At 53.7% G+C, this 18,371-nt stretch carries 10 protein-coding genes and 1 pseudogene; all 11 read left to right on the top strand.

The genetic code is table 11. The features are described from left to right. Positions 1-66: 66 nt before the first annotated feature. A complete protein-coding gene (locus J4772_RS21100; RefSeq protein WP_209071277.1) occupies positions 67-2,778 on the top strand; it encodes a LamG domain-containing protein in 2,712 nt (903 codons plus the stop codon). Continuing rightward, positions 2,756-3,742, top strand: a pseudogene (locus J4772_RS37100) (glycoside hydrolase family 32 protein); the annotation flags it as partial. The gene J4772_RS21100 and the pseudogene J4772_RS37100, both read left to right, overlap by 23 nt. Continuing rightward, complete coding sequence (locus tag J4772_RS37095; RefSeq protein WP_247741208.1) at positions 3,728-4,285, top strand: GH32 C-terminal domain-containing protein; 558 nt, start codon at positions 3,728-3,730, stop codon at positions 4,283-4,285. The pseudogene J4772_RS37100 and the gene J4772_RS37095, both read left to right, overlap by 15 nt. After that, positions 4,286-6,397 carry a glycoside hydrolase family 36 protein gene (locus tag J4772_RS21090; protein WP_209071276.1) on the top strand — a complete coding sequence of 704 codons (2,112 nt, stop codon included), beginning with the start codon at positions 4,286-4,288 and terminating at the stop codon, positions 6,395-6,397. 27 nt (positions 6,398-6,424) lie between these two features. Beyond that, complete coding sequence (locus tag J4772_RS21085) at positions 6,425-8,038, top strand: alpha-amylase family protein (RefSeq protein ID WP_209071275.1); 1,614 nt, start codon at positions 6,425-6,427, stop codon at positions 8,036-8,038. Between the two features lie 253 nt (positions 8,039-8,291). Next, positions 8,292-10,931, top strand: coding sequence for a hypothetical protein (locus J4772_RS21080; RefSeq protein WP_209071274.1), 2,640 nt, complete (start codon positions 8,292-8,294; stop codon positions 10,929-10,931). A 95-nt stretch (positions 10,932-11,026) separates the two neighbouring features. Then, entirely contained in the window at positions 11,027-12,772 is a 1,746-nt protein-coding gene (locus J4772_RS21075; RefSeq protein WP_209071273.1) for a sensor histidine kinase, read from the top strand. A gap of 11 nt (positions 12,773-12,783) precedes the next feature. Then, positions 12,784-14,406, top strand: a complete 1,623-nt coding sequence (locus tag J4772_RS21070) for a response regulator (RefSeq protein WP_209071272.1) — start codon at positions 12,784-12,786, stop codon at positions 14,404-14,406. Positions 14,407-14,606: 200 nt separating this feature from the next. Further along, entirely contained in the window at positions 14,607-15,512 is a 906-nt protein-coding gene (locus J4772_RS21065; RefSeq protein ID WP_209071271.1) for an ABC transporter permease, read from the top strand. A gap of 14 nt (positions 15,513-15,526) precedes the next feature. Continuing rightward, the gene (locus J4772_RS21060) at positions 15,527-16,408 is read left to right on the top strand and encodes a carbohydrate ABC transporter permease (protein WP_209071270.1); all 882 of its coding nucleotides are present in this window, start codon (positions 15,527-15,529) and stop codon (positions 16,406-16,408) included. Between the two features lie 64 nt (positions 16,409-16,472). After that, positions 16,473-18,200 carry a type 2 periplasmic-binding domain-containing protein gene (locus J4772_RS21055; RefSeq protein WP_209071269.1) on the top strand — a complete coding sequence of 576 codons (1,728 nt, stop codon included), beginning with the start codon at positions 16,473-16,475 and terminating at the stop codon, positions 18,198-18,200. The last annotated feature ends 171 nt before the right edge of the window (positions 18,201-18,371 follow it).

Below are 18,371 nucleotides of genomic sequence, written 5' to 3'. Positions count from 1 at the left end.
GCCGGATTCCGCTGAAAGTTCCGGCTGCTTGTTTGAAAGACAAAATAAGAGAAGAGAGGGATGTTGATGTTCGCGTCTTCTATCCGCATTGAAAGGCTGATCTTGCCGATCGCGATTGCCGCCCTTCTTACGATTGCCTCCTTCCTGATTCCGAATAAAGCTTCAGCCGCGGATTTTACCTGGACGTACGGAGCCGATACGACGCAAGACCAGTTCACCCACGTAGACCTCAATCCCGGCATTGCCCGAGATGCGCAAGGAAATCTGTGGGTGATTTACACCGACGGTTCCCTGATTATTCACCGCTTGAAAGGTACGACCATCGACGATCTGATCGAACTGCCGAACGGGACGAGAGACACTTCGTTTAATCGGCCGCACGGCGACGATAATTATTGGCTTAACGGTCTATGGATCGATCCGGCGGACGGCAAATGGTACGCTACCGTGCATATGGAGTTTAATTACAATCCGAATTGGCCGTCGGGGAGATGGACGCGCGGGATCGGTCTGGCCACCTCGACGGACGAGGGCTTGAACTGGCATTACGAAGGCGATATCGTGACGAGCGACAATCCGACCAAGCGCGATGAATTCGCGGGCGATTATTGGGATTGGGGTGTGGGCGATCAGAGCTTGTACGTGGACACGGCCGGCGGCTATTTCTACTTATTTTACGGCGCTGGCTGGCAGAGCAAATCCGAATGGCGGGATTACCTGTCGACGAGGGTGGCCCGTTGCGAGATTAGCTCCAAGATGATGCCCGGCTGCTGGCAGAAGTGGCATAACGGAAGCTGGAGCGAACCTGGACTGGGCGGGCACGACACCGATTTGTTCAACAATTCGGGAATAAACGCGGTATTTTACAGTACGTATTTAAATAAATTCGTCGCGGTCGGCCAGACGATGATCCCCGGGCGGCACGACGGAACCTTTGCGACCGCAACCGATCTCTCGACGCAAAACTGGACGGTGCCCGAGAAGTTCATCGATGCCGATCGGCTGTACTGGTACAATTGGGCGGTTGATCCGGCGACAAGCGATCGCATGCAAATCGGGCAGAACTTTCGGCTGTATTCGGCTCAGAACTTCTACGAGAATAAATCCGGCAAATACATTAACGTGTCGCTGGGGCCGGGCACGACCGTCCCGATTACGTTCCCGGGTTCATACCCCGAAGTGAGCGTTCCCGATTATTCACCTTTATGGGACTGGACGCCGGTGGGGGCTTACAGGCAGGATTTCAGCAATAACGGGATCGGCGGCTGGCAGAAAATCTACGGAACGGCCGATTGGACGGTCGAGGATAAGCAATTGAAAAGCATAACCCAAGACGGCGGCGCTACGCTTGCGGTCGACAACGCCTCTCCTTCGATCGCGGACGGATACATGAGCTTTACGGTTAAATCGGTCTCCAATCAACGGTTCAAAGCGGTGTTCCGCTACCAGGATTGGAACCGATTCGCCGCCATCCTGTACGACAATGGAAACATCGGATGGGATAACGGAACAAGCGTCGGAAACCTGTTCTCGATCCCGCCGTTCGCGGACAATTCCGTGCACCTCATCGATATTTATTTCAAAGGCGATTTTATAACCGTTTATATCGATCATGAGCAGAAATATAGCGGGAAGATTCCGAGCTTTCCGACGGAAGCGGGGAAAATCGGGTTCAGTACGTGGTATTATTCCACGATCATGTTCGATAACGTAGTCGTCTCTGCTTCGCTTCCTGTGTCTCCTCATCCCCTTCCGCCATATATCGCGTCCTACTCGAACGATTTCGGCGGGGGAATCGCCGGTTATCAGGAGAGGTTTGGATCGGGCGGAACGTGGGCGGTCGAGAACGGCGAACTGAGCGGAACGGCCGGAGCGGGAACGACGGTCGCGATCGACTCGAACTCCCCGAGAATCAAGAACGCGACCATTAAGGCGAAGGTCAAACCCATCAGCGGCCAACGTTTCGGAATTGTCGCCCGATTCAATCAGAATGCCACGGCGGTTTCCTATAACGCGATTACCTACGAGAACGGGAATATCGGTTACGATACGAGTTCGGCAACGGGCACGCTCGTAAGCGGGATTAACCTGGCCGACGGGACGTGGCACGATCTGGAAATCACCTTGAACGGCTTGTTCGTCGTCATCAAGGTGGATGGGGTGATCCGGTACAGCGGAGAGGTTGCCGCGTTCCGAATGGGGGAAGGAAACATCGGGTTTATGACCTCGAATAACGCTCACGTCCACTTCGATGAAGTAAGCTACAGGATGTCCGAGGTCTATCACTTCCAAAAAGGAATCAACGACTTCAGGAACGCGGCTGGCAACGGAACGTGGCTACATGAGAACGGCATGCTGAGCGGTCAAAGCAACGCAGGGGAATGGACGACGAATTTGAACGAAACGATGGGAGACGTCGCCGACGGCAAGCTGTCGTTCTCGGTCACGCCGATCGCCGAAACCCGGTTTATCGCTCTTCTTCGTTATACCGGGGATACGCAGCTAGGCCTGATGTACAACGATGGCGAATATTTGCTCTATGCCTATCAGAACGGTCAAAGCACGATGCAGTCGCTGTTTAACGGCCCGGCTCTTCCGCTAGGGACAAACCATGATATCGATATCGCTTTCAGCGGTCAAAACTTAAAGATCGCGATCGACGGGGCGGAAAAATACTCCGGAGCGCCAAACATTCCGACAACGGCGGGCAAAATCGGATTTTCCCTATGGGCGAATTCGCACATACATTTCGATAATGTCGTCGTCGCACGAGATTAATGACCGGTACGGAGGAAAACGCATGGACAAGATTCGGGAAGAGGATCATAGCCTATTGATTAATCAAGCTTACGAGAACGTGATGGGGCTGCAGCAACAGGCTGCAGCCGATCCTCACCGTCTGCAGTTCCATATGATGGCTCCGGCGAATTGGATGAACGATCCGAATGGATTAATTCAATTCAAAGGGGAGTACCACCTTTTTTATCAGCACCACCCGTATTCCGCCAAATGGGGTCCGATGCACTGGGGGCATGCCGTTAGCCGCGATCTTGTGTGCTGGGAGCATCTTCCCATTGCGTTGGCCCCGAGCGAGCCCTTCGATCTGGACGGTTGCTTTTCGGGCAGCGCGGTCGACGATCAAGGGACGTTAACGCTGATGTATACGGGAATCGCTCCGGAAGGAAGTCTGCATCGGCAAATTTAATGCCTGGCCATGAGTGAGGACGGAAGGACGTTTTCCAAATTCGGTGGGAATCCCGTTATCGGCGCTCCACCGGTCGACGGCTCGGAAGACTTTCGCGATCCGAAGGCATGGAAGCACGAGGGGCAATGGTATGTCGTAATCGGCTCCGGCAAAGAAGGAATAGGGAAGGTTCTGCTCTATCGCTCGGCTGACTTGCGCGAATGGCAATATGTCGGCGTCGTGGCCGAGAGCGATGGAACGCAGGGGGCTATATGGGAGTGTCCGGACTTGTTTGCGTTAGGCGACAAGTATGTGCTAGTCGTATCCCCCAATGTCGAAAAAGCCAAAAACATTTATATGATCGGCGATTTCGACTATACAACGGGCAAGTTCGTGCAGGAAAGCATGGGGGAGCTCGACTACGGCTTCGATTATTATGCGGCTCAATCGTTCGAAGACGATACCGGACGGCGAATCGTCATCGGGTGGATGGATATTTGGGGAGCGAACATGCCGACGCAAGCGTACGGTTGGGCCGGGGCGATGACGGTTCCAAGAGTATTGAGTCTATTGCCTGACGGGGCCCTGAGCGTCTTGCCTGTTCCGGAGCTGCATTCGCTGCGGAAAGAGCCGACATGCTTCAATAATATAGTCGTTGATTCGGGTTCAAGCGGGTATTTGGGCGAGTTGCGGGGCGACTGTCTGGAGCTAATCGCGGAGTTCGAGCTTCCGGAATCGAGAAACGCGGAATTCGGGCTCAAGGTGCGTTGTTCGAGCGACGGTCGGGAAGAAACGCGGATCGGCTATCGAGTCGCGGAAGGCGAGCTGATCGTCGATCGAAGCCGTTCCGGACCCGACGCCTCGGGGATCTCCCGATGCGGATTATCGCTTCCGGACGGCGGGACTTTAAAGCTTCATATCTATCTCGACCGTTCATCCGCCGAAGTATTCGGCAACGAGGGAAGGGGCGTAATCTCCAATCGGATCTATCCGGGCCCGGATTCGCTGGGCGTGGATCTGTACGTTTCGGAGGGGCGGGTTCGATTAATCAGCCTAGAGGTCTGGAAGTTAAAATCGATCTGGAATGGATGTGCGAAATAAGTGAGCGGTTTGATCGAAATCACGGAGAACGGGTTGTACGTCATCATCGAGATTACGGAAGCGGGAGATATCAGACTGTTGCATTTCGCGGCGGTGCCGATGGCCTCGGATGCCATTCCAGAGCGGCGGAAGCCGGAGTTTCGGCTGCTGGAGCTACAGCTAACGGGAGAGGATCGCGGAGAGTATCACGGACGAATGCATCGCGGATCGTATCCCGGTTTACGGATGGTATACGAGTCGCATGCGGATTACCGCAACGAGCTCGGACGCAAGTTGGAGATCGCGCTCTTCGATAAGCCGACCGGATTGAAGGCGGTACAGCATTTCCAATTTTACGACGGCGTTCGGACGGTTCGATGCTGGAACGTTCTGACAAACGAAGGGACCTCTCCGGCGGCTATCGAATATGTGTCGTCCTTTGCCCTAACGGGTCTGGACAAGGAAGGAAGCTGGGATCGCGATGTCAAGATGAAGCTGTCTATCGCTCATAACGGCTGGCAAACCGAATTGCAATGGAGGACGTACACGCTGCCGGAACTCGGACTGTCCCATCTCGGCGACCGCAGCTCCAAGAGAATTTCATGCAGCAATACAGGCTCTTGGTCTTCGGCCGAGCATATTCCGATGGGCGTGCTAACGAATGAAGAGGCAAGAACCGTCTTCTTCTGGCAGATCGAGAACAATGGATCGTGGCATTGGGAGCTGTTCGAGCAGGCCGATCGGCTAGCGCTGCTCGTCAGCGGACCGACGGAGCAGGACAATCACTGGTGGGTCAAGCTCGAGCCGGGCGAAGAGTTCGTTACCGTCCCGGTCGCGGTCGGAGCAGCGGAGGGCGGATTCGAACAGGCGATCGCCCAGCTCACGGCCTACCGGCGGATCATTCGTCGGCCTAATGCGGATAATCGCGAGCTGCGCATTATTTTTAACGATTACATGAACTGTCTCTGGGCCGATCCGACTACCGCCAAGCTGCTTCCGTTGGTCGACGCGGCGGCGGAGGCGGGGTGCGAGTACTTCTGCATCGACGCGGGGTGGTACGCTCCGGGCGACTGGTGGGACGGCGTCGGAGAATGGCTGCCTTCTTCGGAAAGATTTCCCGAAGGGATCAAGTACGTTCTCGATTACATTCGCGCCAAAGGGATGGTTCCTGGGCTGTGGCTGGAGCTTGAAGTGATGGGAATCAACAGTTCAATGCTGTCCCGGACGAACGACGATTGGTTTTTCATGCGCCATGGCCGGAAGGTGAAGGATCGTCGCCGGTATCAGCTGGATTACCGCAATGCGGAAGTCGTCGCCCATGCGAACGAAGTCATCCGACGATTGGTCGAGGACTACGGCGTCGGTTACATCAAGATGGACTACAACATTAACGCCGGAATCGGGACGGAAACCGACGCTGATAGCTTCGGGGACGGCCTGCTCCAACATAATCGCGCGTACTTGGCGTGGATGGACGCGCTTTTCAAACGGTATCCCGATCTCGTAATCGAGAACTGCTCCAGCGGAGGCATGCGTATGGACTACGCGATGCTAAGCCGCCAAAGCATCCAATCGACGAGCGATCAGAGCGATTACGTTAAGTATGCGGCAATCGCGGCAAGCTCGCCCGCGGCCTTGACGCCGGAGCAATCCGCCATCTGGTCCTATCCTCTGCGCGAGGGCGACGACGAGGAAGTCGTCTTCAACATGGTGAATGCGCTCCTCCTCAGGGTTCATCAAAGCGGGCACTTGGCTGAGCTGAGCCCGCGCCGCAAGGAACTGGTCAAGGAAGCGCTGGATTATTATAAGAGCATTCGCAGGGAGATCCCCGAAGCGTTGCCGTTCTGGCCGCTGGGACTTCCGACGAACCAGGACGATTGGATCTGCCTAGGCCTACAGAGTAGGGAGCGGGATCGGGTTTACCTAGCCGTATGGAGGATACGGGGAGACGACGATCGGATTCTCCTCCCGATCGAGCGGCTCCGCGGCTATGAAACGGATGTCCGCTGCGCCTATCCGCAAGTCAACGATAGCAGTTGGGGCTGGAACGCCGAAGAAGGCCAATTAACCGTGCGGATGCCTTCGGTGACAACAGCCAGATTGTTCGAGCTCCGCATTGCGAATCGGGAATGAAAATAACGGACGGAATCGAGGAGTATCATGAAGACGGAATTGGAGCTTCCGGCATTCGCGATGGCGGAAACGGCGGACGGATGGACGAAGCTGTCCCCCGCGGGCCGGGGGAGATGGCAGGGGGACGGGATCGAGGTCGAGATCGCGTCTAGAGACAAGCAGTTGGAGATCTATCTTCAACCTACCGTGAAGCCTTTTTTGACCCTCAAGTTGTTCTGGAATTGGGATTACGAGTATTCGGATCGTTGGGTCGTGCTCGGAGATCAATGGGAGAGAGGCTTCGGGGATCTCGAATGGCGGGGGATTGCTCCGGAGCGAACAATGCCTTGGTATTTCCTAGCCCATAACGGCAAGACGACGCTCGGATACGGGGCGAAAACCGGAGCGAATGCCTTGTGTTATTGGCAGGCCAATCAAGAACAGATCGTCCTCACAGCGGATTTGAGATGCGGTAGCGAAGGCGTCGTACTGGGGCAACGGCAGCTGCATGCGGCGACGATTGTTCATTTTGCGGAATCGCTGGACCGTACCGCGTTCTCTTGCGCGCAGGACTTCTGCTCAACGATGTGCGAACGCCCGCTGATGCCCCCTTATCCGGTCTACGGGGGGAACAATTGGTATTATGCATACGGGAAAAGCTCTCACGAGGCGATCCTGAACGATTCCCGTTTTATCGCTTCGCTCGTACCGGAAGAGGAGACCAACCGCCCCTTCATGGTGATCGACGACGGCTGGCAGCTGACTAGCGGAGATGGCCAAGCCTGGGGCGGACCTTGGGTCGGTAATTCTCGGTTTCCCGATATGCGGAGGCTCGCGGAAGAAATGAAGGGGATCGGCGTCAGGCCGGGAATCTGGTTCCGGCCCTTGGTGACGGCCGAATACGTCCCGGAATCGTGGAGAAGGTACCGAGGTCCCGAAGGGCACGTGCTCGATCCGAGCGTTCCCGAGGTGCTGTCGTTCATCGGGGATAACGTAAGAAAGATGACGGACTGGGGATACGAACTGCTGAAGCACGATTACTCGACCTTCGACTTGACCGGCAAGTGGGGGTTTCAGATGAAATCCCAACCGAACGCACTGCCTTATTCTTTTCAAGATCGATCCCGTACGACGGCCGAGATCGTGACTTCCTTGTACCGGACGATTGCGGACGCCTCGGGAGAAAGCTTGGTCATCGGCTGCAACACGATCGGGCATCTCGCAGCGGGCTTGTTTGAAATTCAACGCACCGGCGACGATACGAGCGGCAAGTCGTGGGAGAGAACGCGTTTTATGGGAGTGAATACGCTCGCTTTCCGTATGCCACAGCATGGCACATTCTTCAGCCATGATGCCGATTGCATTGGCATCACGCCGCAAGTGCCTTGGGAATTGAATGGGCAGTGGCTTAAGCTGTTGGCCGCGAGCGGAACGCCGCTATTCGTTTCCGTCGATCCGGCTATCGTTAATGAAGAGAAGAAGCAAGAGCTGCAGCGCGCCTTCGCCGTTGCGGCAAAGCCAATGCCGTCGGCGGAGCCGCTGGACTGGCTCGCGACGACTTCTCCGAATCGATGGGTGCTGAACGGCAAGGAAGAAAGGTTTTCCTGGCATAACGATTCGTTGGACGTTCATCGTTACCGCGATGCGGAATGGTGGAAATAACGGCCTAGTCAGCAGGTAGCTACACAAACGAAGGACGCTTAAGACAAGCGTCCTTCGTTTGTGTATTTTTCTTGATACAGAGGGTCCGGCAAACCGGAACAGGTCAAAAAAGTCCAAAAGGAATCGTAAGTTTTGTGCAAGCGAATTTTCTCGTCGCCGCCTATAGTAGAGTTATATATGTGAACGCTTTCAGGCGCGTGGTGAAGCGCGGCCGTTCATCCTTTCGATTACGACATAAAGGGGACTGGAATAGATGAATACGAAATTCGCGGTGGAGTGGAGGAAGGGGCCGATTCGAGGAAGCGTCTCGACGACCGCCGGAACAATAAGCGCCGCAATCATGAGGGGGAGCGGCAAGTCCGAGGGAGCTTGCTTCTCCACCGACGGAAGTCCGGCGCGGCTGGAAGTAACGGTGCAAGCGGAGGATGGGAAGGACTTGCGGTCCATTCTGGTGAAGATCGATACGCAGGAGCGCCCGTTCAGCTTTTTCCTGCGCGATGTGAGCAAGGCCTATCCGATCTACATTCCCGCTTACGGAGTCGCCGTCACGCAAGCCGACGACGATCGGACCTACGAGCAAATCGAACTCGACGTTAAGGCGATGAACCTGGTTACCGAGCTGCAGCGCATAGAGAACGAGCCGGAGGAAAACTTCGCGAATGCAGCCGCTCATACCCGCGAGCTCGCTTCGCAGACATGGCTCGGGTTGTCGCGCGATATTCGGATTTTCGGCGTCGGGTTTCGCGGCGTCGGCGGGGAGGAAAGGCTGTGGGATTGGGTGCAGCCGCGATTTCACGGCTTCGAAGCGAAGCTGCCGGAGAACGAGGACAAGCCCGTCTGCTACCGGTATATGCTTGGTCGAGGCGTCGGCTGCGTGGAAGGCGTCTCCCGCAGGCTCGAGGACGGATCGCTTCCCATCCTGCACGCATCAATCCAGGATAACGACGTAGTCTACGACACGGTATCCTTCGTCTCCTACGAAAGCAGTCCTTTGAATGCCGATACGTTAAGGGGCACTCATTATTTGGCCGCCGACGGCTTCGGCCACTTTCATATGCTGACGGAAGAGCAGACGGCGCTGCGGGAACGGATTCTTCCGCAGGAGATGAACCGGGAAGAGGAGACGGTGCTTTACTTCCGGGCGGTAGCCACGAACAAAGCGCGAGTGCCCAGATACGCCTGGTTCAAAAACGTCGTTCCTAACGCTTTTGTCTTAAACGACGACAAACAATACGAGTTCGATGGAGACAACGGGTTCGTCAGCTACTCGGAGGATCGGGTTTGCTGCGTATCCAAGCTGGGCGGACAGCCGCTTCGAACGGAAGAGACGGCCGTTCTCCTTCCTCCGGGAGAGTCGGTCACGTTCGAATTCTACTTGCCTCACCGGCCGATCTCCTGGGAACGCGCCGAAGGGTTAAGCCGTCAGTCTTTCGAAGAGAGATGGACGGAGTGCCGCGAGTTCTGGCAGGAGAAGCTTTCCCGGGCGGCTTCGATCAAGCTTCCGGAGCCGCGGATCGAAGAGATGGTCAAGGCCGGATTGCTCCATCTCGATCTCGTCTCCTACGGCCTTGAGCCCGACGGAACGATCGTTCCGACAATCGGCGTCTATACGGCGATCGGCTCGGAGAGCTCGCCGATTATCCAATTCATGGAGTCCATGGGCTGGAACGACGTTGCGGAGCGGGCCTTGCAATTTTTCTTGGATAAGCAGCACGAGGACGGTCTGATGCAAAACTACGGCGGATATATGCTGGAAACGGGAGCCGCGTTATGGAGCCTCGGAGAGCATTACCGGTATACTCGAAACGAAGAGTGGGTTCTTAACATAAAGGATCACCTGTTAAAGGCGTTCGACTATCTGACAAAGTGGAGAGACCGCAATAAAACGGAGGAGCTGCGGGGCAAAGGCTACGGCATGCTGGAAGGGAAGACGGCGGATCCGGAGGACCCGTTCCGCTCCTTCATGTTAAACGGCTATGCATATATGGGGATGAGCCGGCTGGCGGAGATGCTGAGAAACGTCGATCCCGACAGTTCTGCACGAGTGGAAGCCGAAGCGCAAGCGCTGAAGGAGGATATCCGTCAGGCTTTGTTCGCCGCGATGGCGAGCTCTCCGGTCGTTCCGCTGGCCGACGGAAGCTGGGTGCCGACCGTCCCTCCTTGGGTGGAGCACAGAGGACCGCTTTCCGTGAACGGGGAAGGCGGCAAATGGCTGACGCACGGTTCGGTCGCCGCTCGGGATTCCCTGCTCGGCCCGCTCTACCTCGTTTTTCAAGAGGTCGTTTGTCAGGACGAAGCCGCGGCGGAATTCATGTTGAATTATCATCACGAATTGATGTGCACCCGCAACGTCGCTTTAAGCCAGCCGTACTACAGCATTCATCCTTGGGTGCATCTGAAACGCGGCGAGGTCAAGCCGTTCCTGAAAGCCTACTATAACGGCTTCGCCGGATTGGCGGACCGGGAGACGTATACGTTCTGGGAGCACTTCTGGCACGCCAGCCCGCACAAGACGCACGAGGAAGGCTGGTTTCTGATGCAGACCCGTTGGATGCTTTATATGGAAGACGGAGAGGATCGGTTGAACCTGCTGCCGGGAATTCCGAGCCAATGGCTCGAGAACGGCAATGTCATCGAATTGGACGGAATCGCGACGTATTTCGGAGCCGTCTCGCTGCGCGTCGAATCGAATTTGGAGCAAGGAGCGATTACAGCGAAAGTCGTCTGTCATTCGGACAGAAAGCCGAATACCGTAAGCATTCGGCTCCCGCATCCGGAAAGCGCGGCTCCTGCAACGATCATTGGCGGATCGTATTCCGCTTCGCGACAGACCGTCGTGATCGACCGATTCGACGGAAATTCCGAAATTACGCTAAGATTCGACAAGCGATGATATAATGGGAGCAACGTCCTAACTTCAAAGCTCCGACTTCCGCGTCAGGGGGTTATCTTATACGAACGAATCCCGTTCAGACTTTCCAAAAGAGGATGAGACTCCTCTTTTTTGGTTTACGAAATAAATTTATCTTATTCAACACGATCATCGGCATCGTATTTATTACCGTTTTAAGCGCTCTGTTATCGCATTTTATGGAGAAGTATACGAAGGAAAACATCAATCAGTACGTCACGAGCCTGAACGTGCAGATCAGCAACAGCATCGACCGTTACGTCGACGATATGCAGAAGGTGTTAATGATCCTCTCCGAGGACGCCAACCTTCCCGTAATCGCGGACAAAAAATTCGTCGGAACCTATGAGGGCTACACGGCTTACAATCGCTTTTACGATAACATCCGCTCGCTGATTTTTTTCAAAGGCTACAAATCGCTATCGGTCATCCTCTTCGACAGGCAGGAAATTCTGACCACGGATTTAAACGACGGTCAGGATTTCAAGTATATTCGCAATGCCTTGAACACGAACATGTACCGAGAGATCACCGATTCCGAGCAATCGATGGTGCTGCTTCCCGGATTTTCCCTATTGCCGGGTAAGGACAACAACACGTTATTCTCCCAAGCCATCAAGCTGTGGGGCAACCTGCCCGGAGAAAAAGACTTCATGGTGCTGAGCGCCGACAAAAACCTGTTCTCGCATTTTCTCAACGGGGTCAACAACCAAGCGTTCGACGATATTCTGATTACGACGGAGGACGGGAAGGTGATTTTCAGCCTGAATTCCGACGTCTCGGCTTACGCCGAATTCAGCGACAAAGACATCGGCCGGCTAGCCGAATTCGACACGCTGCGTCTTAATGGGTCAAGCTATTACGCCAACGTTAAAAATTCCGCGACGACGGGCTGGTACGTCGTTTCTTTGATCAACCAGAACAAAATCGACAAACAAATTAACGATTCGAAGATCATCATTATGCTGACGGGAATCATCGTGATGGTCATCCTGATTCTCGCCGTTCATCTCTTCGTGACGAGGAGCACGCGCGATCTCAAGAGATTATCCAAGACGATGAAAAACATAGAAAAGTCGAACTACCAGATCAGAAGCGACATTAACCGCAACGACGAGATCGGCGATCTCAGCCGAAGCTTTAATTCGATGGTCAATAACGTGCTCGAGAATCAGGTGCTGCGCAATGAAGCCGAGATCAAGAGCCTGCAGGACCAGATCAACCCGCATTTTCTGTACAATACGCTCGACGCGATCAGCGCGCTGGCCATCAAACGGGATCATGTCCGAATCAATGAAATGGTGGAAAAGCTGGCCGATTTTTATCGCTACAATATGAACATCGCGAGCAACAACGTCGTGGAAATCGGAACCGAAATCCAGCACGTGAAAAATTACCTTGAAATTATCCAAGTGCGTTACGGCAGCCGTTTGAGCGTGATCTATGAGATCGACGATGGCGTGTCGGAATACCGGACGATTCGGTTCACGCTGCAGCCCGTCGTCGAGAATGCGATCAAGCACGCGTTTAACGAAATGTCCATGGCCTATGTCATTCGGATTAGAGCCTACGAAACGGAGAATGCGATCGTTCTGGAAGTGTCGGACAACGGAATCGGAATCGAGCAGCCCATGCTTCGCAAGATCATGCAAGATATCGATGGAAACGCTTCTTTGTCGTATTCCGAGCCTCGCGGGGGCGTAGGACTGAAAAACGTGAACATGCGGTTTAAGCTGTTATTCGGCGCCGATTACGGGATCTCAATCGAAAGCGACAAGGGAAGCGGGACCAAAGTCGTCATTACCGGTCGCAAACTGAGATGAGGTGCATCCAGATGAAGGTCATAGTCGTAGACGACGAAGAATTGAGCAAGGACAAAATCGTTTATTTGCTGCAGGGCAGCTCCGTTTCGTTCGAAAGCGTCTTAACGGCGAGCAACGGCAGGGAAGCGCTGGATTTGATCGACAACGGCGAACTTCCGGACGTGATCCTGACCGATATCCGGATGCCCGTCATGAACGGGTTGGATTTGATCGAGGCCGTGAAGGAAAAGTATCCGGACATCCGGTTTATCGTGACCAGCGGTTATGCCGATTTCGATTACGCCGTTAAAGCGATGAAGCACGGGGTGACGGATTACGTGCTCAAGCCCGTCAAAGCCCAGGATCTTATTCCCGTGGTGGAGGCGATGCGGGACGCGATTGCGGCATCCGATCAGGCGAAGGAAGAGAGCAAGCGGGTTGAAACGGTGAACCGGGAAAACCGCCGCATGGCGACGGAAAAGGAAATCTATCATTTGTTGACCGACCGACGTGAGGATGAGAGCGAGAAGAGGGAGGCGGAACGGGAACTCGCCATTCTGCGACATCGCTTCTATCTCATTGCTTCGGTTAAGCTCCATGGCGGCGAGCGATCAGTCGATGGCGTAATCTACAGAGAATTACGAGATAGATTCGATGATGAAGCGGGAAACGGCTGGATGATGGAAAATTACTTCGGTAAAGATACGTTCATTGTCCTATTCGGCGGCGAGGACGAAAATCGGCTCGCCGACACGGCGGCTAGGGAGGCGCCTCGGCTTCGCGCGTTGCTGCACGATCGGCACGGCTTGGCGGTTACGATTGGCGTCAGCCAACCTTGCGGCGATCCGCGGATCGCTTATCGGCAAGCTGCGATGGCGCTGAAGAACCGATTTTGCTTCGGAACGGATCGAATCTTCCCGTATGCCGCTAACGAGGTTCGCAGCAATGGCGCTTCGCAATCGCTCGCGCTTAAATTCAAGCTGGCCGAACAAAGTCTGGAAAACAAAAGTCTTGCGAAAGCGATCATCCTTCTTCGTCATACCGCGGAGGATGTATTCGACCGTTCTCTAGCCGAATGCCGGGAAGAGATTTCGATAGACTACCTGTTTAACGAATACGTTAATCTGGTCATCCGGTTTTGCCTGAAGAACGACTACGATTTTATCGATCGGATCGATCCCGAAGTTCTATCGGGGAGAGCCCTGGACGAACTTGAGGATCGCGGTGCGATTTTGAAGTTGATCGAGACGATCATCGAGAGATTGTTTCACTCCGCCCCCGGATCGGAAGGAGGCGTCCTGCGGAATACCGCTCTGAACTCATCGGTCATCGATCAAATCGTCGCCTACGTGTCCAGAAATATCGAAGAAGAGATTACGCTGCAGACGGTATCCGATAAATTCTCCATTAACCCCTCATACCTATCGCGCGTCTTTAAAGCCGCTATGAATCAGGGCTTCGTCAAATACGTGACCGGGCTCAAGATCGACAAGGCGAAGGAGCTGCTCGAGAACGGGGCGTTGGAGATCGCTGACATTGCCCACGGACTCGGATTTTCCGACCAACAGTACTTTAATCGGGTGTTTAAGAAGACGACGGGAACGACGCCGAACGAATGGCGGACGAAGAGTAAAAAAAGTCCAAAAAACGCGTAAGATTCGTGCAAGATAAGCGGTGGTCCGATGCGTTAAAGTAGAAATATAAGCAAGGCGTTATCGGCGAGAGGTCGAGTCCGTCACGTGCGGCGCTTTGGAAAGCCAAAGCCAAGCGCGGAACGGCCGATTCTGCTCAGCCTATAAAGAAAGCGCTTTCATTAATTTGAGAGATCTATTTTACAGCTAAGCAGGTGAAAGGCATGAACAAGCTTTATCGTCAAAAATGGTTAATTGCGTTCGCGTTACCCGGATTTCTATTCTTTCTCGTGTTTTCCTATTTGCCGATGTACGGCGTCGTTATTTCTTTTCAGGACTTCGACGTCTTCAAAGGCGTGTTCCGAAGCGATTTCGTCGGATTCGATAATTTCAGGACGTTATTCGATATGCCCGATTTTAATAACGCCCTCCGGAACACAATCCTGATCAGTGCATTGAAAATGATCCTGCTCTTCCCGGCAACGATTGTCTTTGCCCTCTTAATCAACGAAATCGGCACGGGATGGTTCCGGAAATTCGTTCAAACGACCTCATATTTGCCGTATTTCGTCTCTTGGGTCATCGCGGCGGGGATCTGGTATAAGCTCTTTTCCATTGACGGCGGAGTCGTGAACGACCTGCTCGTGTCCCTCGGAATCTTGAAAGAGCCGTTTTACTTCATGGCCGATAAGGACGCTTTCTATCCGATTATTCTATTTACCGAAGCATGGAAAAACATGGGGTTCAGCGCGATTATCTTTATCGCATCTTTGTCCGCGATCGACGTCCAGCAGTACGAGGCGGCCAAGGTGGATGGAGCAAGTCGGTTCCGCCAAATCTGGCACATCTCTCTTCCGGGCATCCGAAACACGATCGTGCTCATGTTTATTCTGAACGCCTCGAACCTGTTAAAGGCGGGTCAGGATCAAATGTGGACGATGTCGAACGTAACCGTTCAGCAGCAGGCCGAAATTCTGGATACGCTCGTTCTTCGATATTTGAAGGACATGGGGTTAATGGGGTATTCGATCGGAACGGCTATGGGCATCTTCCAAGCCTTTATCGGTCTGGCCTTGTTCATCGTCTGCAATTATTTGGCGAAAGCCGCCAAGAGCGATTCCATTATTTGATTCGGAGGTAGGCCATGAAAAAGACACGAAAATTCGACGCGTTCGCGGTGATCAATGGAATCCTCATGTTGATCTTCACGTTAGTCTGCATCTATCCGTTCTACTACGTCTTGATTGTCTCCCTTAACGATCCGCTGGATGCGCAGCGTGGAGGGCTATACCTGTGGGTGAGGTCCTTCTCCTTCGAAAATTATAAAGCGATCTTTAAGACGTCGGAGCTGTTAAACGCTTACCAAATTACGTTGTTTCGGGTCATAGCCGGGTCCGCTCTGCATTTGATCCTGACCGCGATGTTCGCTTTCGCCTTAACCAAGAAACACTTCGTATTCCGCAAATTTCTGACCTGGTGGATGCTGATTCCGATGTATTTCTCCGGCGGCATCATCCCGACCTACGTCGTCATGGATATGCTCGGCCTGGTCAACAATGTGATGGTTTACGTCCTGCCGCATTTGCTCGCCACTTTCCATATTTTGATCCTTCGTACCTTTTTGAACGAGCTGCCGGCCGCTTTGGAAGAATCCGCCGTCATCGACGGAGCGAGCGATTTCTCCCTTTTCTGGCGAATCGTTATGCCGCTCAGCACGCCGGTGCTGGCGACGGTCGCGTTGTTTATCGGCGTGTTCCATTGGAACGACTGGTTTTCCGGATTTACCTATATGACGAGCGAAGACCTATGGACAGCCCAGAACGTGCTTCTGAAAATCATTCAAACCAACGAAGCGTCCAACATCGCATCCATTTCCAAAATGGACTCCGGCTTCAAAGCGACCGTTACGGCAGAATCGGTCAAAATGGCCATGCTGGTCATCACGACGGTTCCGGTTATCATCGTCTATCCTTTTCTTCAGAAGTACTTCGTCAAAGGCATGATGCTAGGTTCAGTCAAAGGTTAATCGGACAGACGGTATGAGTACCTAACGGTATTTATATATAATGAAATCATAGGGAGAGGTTAGCATGACGATGAAAAAGAAAATGATCGTTTCACTGGCTACGCTTGCGCTGGCGACTTCCAGCATTCTGGCCGGCTGTGCCAAGACGAACGACGGGGCGAAAGAATCCGCTCCCGCGGCGTCTTCTCCGGCGCAGCAGGAGACCGCATCGGCGGAGCCCTCGAAAGAAGCTCTTCCTTCGGAGCTTACCGTTTCCTCTTTTAACTGGGGATGGGCGACGGTCGACGAAGCCCGGGACAGAATCGGGCCTGAACTCGAGAAGGCGCTCGGATTTAAGGTCAAGCTCAACGTCCTGAAGACGGGAAGCTCCGACGAAGCAGACAAGAAGCTTCAGCTGTGGGCGGCTACCAAAGCGGCGGACATGCCCGATATTTTAATGACGACAAGCTCGACGCTGGCTGCGCAAACGATCGATTCTTTGGGAAGGAACGACATTCTGCTGGACTGGAACGAAATTCTGGATCGGATGCCGAATTACAAAGCGCAAGTGAGTCAGCTTCTGCCGATCAGCTCGGACGTCGAAACCGGGAAGCTGTTCCGCGCGCCGCAAAACTTCGAGTCTCCTATCGGAACCAAGCCTGCAACGGCGCCGCTCATTCGCAAGGATTGGCTGGATCAGTTGGGACTCCCTTTGCCCAAAACGACAGATGAATTGCGGAATACGCTAATCGCATTCAGAGATAACATTAAGCTGCCCGACGGACAGAAGGTCATCCCTTCGATCGATTTCGGAGAGATGTTCTGGAACAACAAATACATGTTCGACAATCCGGAATATTCCTACGCAGGCTCCGGCAACGTAACGGTCGGATTGAACGACTGGTTTACGGATAAGAGCGACGGCAAGGTCAAACGGCACGACATGGTCTTCACGGACAATCTGTATGAATTCATCGCGTATTACAATTCGCTCTTCAAAGAGGGCTTGATCGACAAGGAAAGCTTGACGATGAAGTACGGACAATATATCGAGAAGGCGTCCAGCGGCCGCGTAGGATTGTTCGGAACTTGGGGCACGCATGTCATGACGGTGAACGACAGTCTGGCCAACGTGGATCCGAAGGGACTGTTCGTCGGAACGACCGTGTTCAGCAGCAAGACGAATCCGTCGCTGGATCCGGCGTTTGTTAAGAAAGCGATGCTGGGAGTCAATTCGTACTGGATCATCAAGAAGAGCATTAGCGAAGAAAACTTGAATGCCTTCATCAAGTACATGGAATACACGATGGGGGAGGAAGGCTGGAAGCTCACGACTTTTGGTCAGGAAGGCGTCGATTGGGAATATGATGCCGACAATAAGATTGTCGAGACGCAGGCGGCTATCGATAAGTTCCAAGGAAATATCGGAGAGAAAATTCCCGAAGGAATTTGGTACTACAGTCCGACGCCGAACTACAACTTGCAAGCGAAATACTACGCTCCGACCGCGTACGACAAAAGAGCGGACGTCATCGAAACCTTGAAAAACATGGGCTACGTCCAAGGAGAGCCGGTCTATTCGTACATTACGGACAAAGCTCCTTACGTCCTCCCCGGACCGATCGAACTGAAGAAGGGCGCAGGTTACGCGACCCGGTGGAAGGATATGGTCGTGTCCGGCGTACTCGCGAAATCCGAGGACGAAATTCGCAACATTATCGCCAAGTGGCAAGAAACGGAAAGAAAACTCGGCTACGACGAGATTTCGGAGGAAAGAACGAACAACTTGAAGACGGTTCCGGATTTGGAATAGTCGGAAAGAGTGGAAATGGAAGGGCGCTTATGACAAGCGTCCTTTTCGCGTCTTTCGCATAGTCCGGCGACTCCATCGGCAAAAAAGTCCAATAAATCCGGTAAAAATATTCCTATATCCGATGAAGCGGTTGTCCTATTCTGATTAAAGAAGAGCGTGAACCGAATTTGG

The sequence above is a fragment of the Cohnella sp. LGH genome (assembly GCF_017671885.1).
GTDB classification, from domain to species: domain Bacteria; phylum Bacillota; class Bacilli; order Paenibacillales; family Paenibacillaceae; genus Cohnella; species Cohnella phaseoli.
This window is presented reverse-complemented; position numbering and strand designations above follow the sequence as displayed.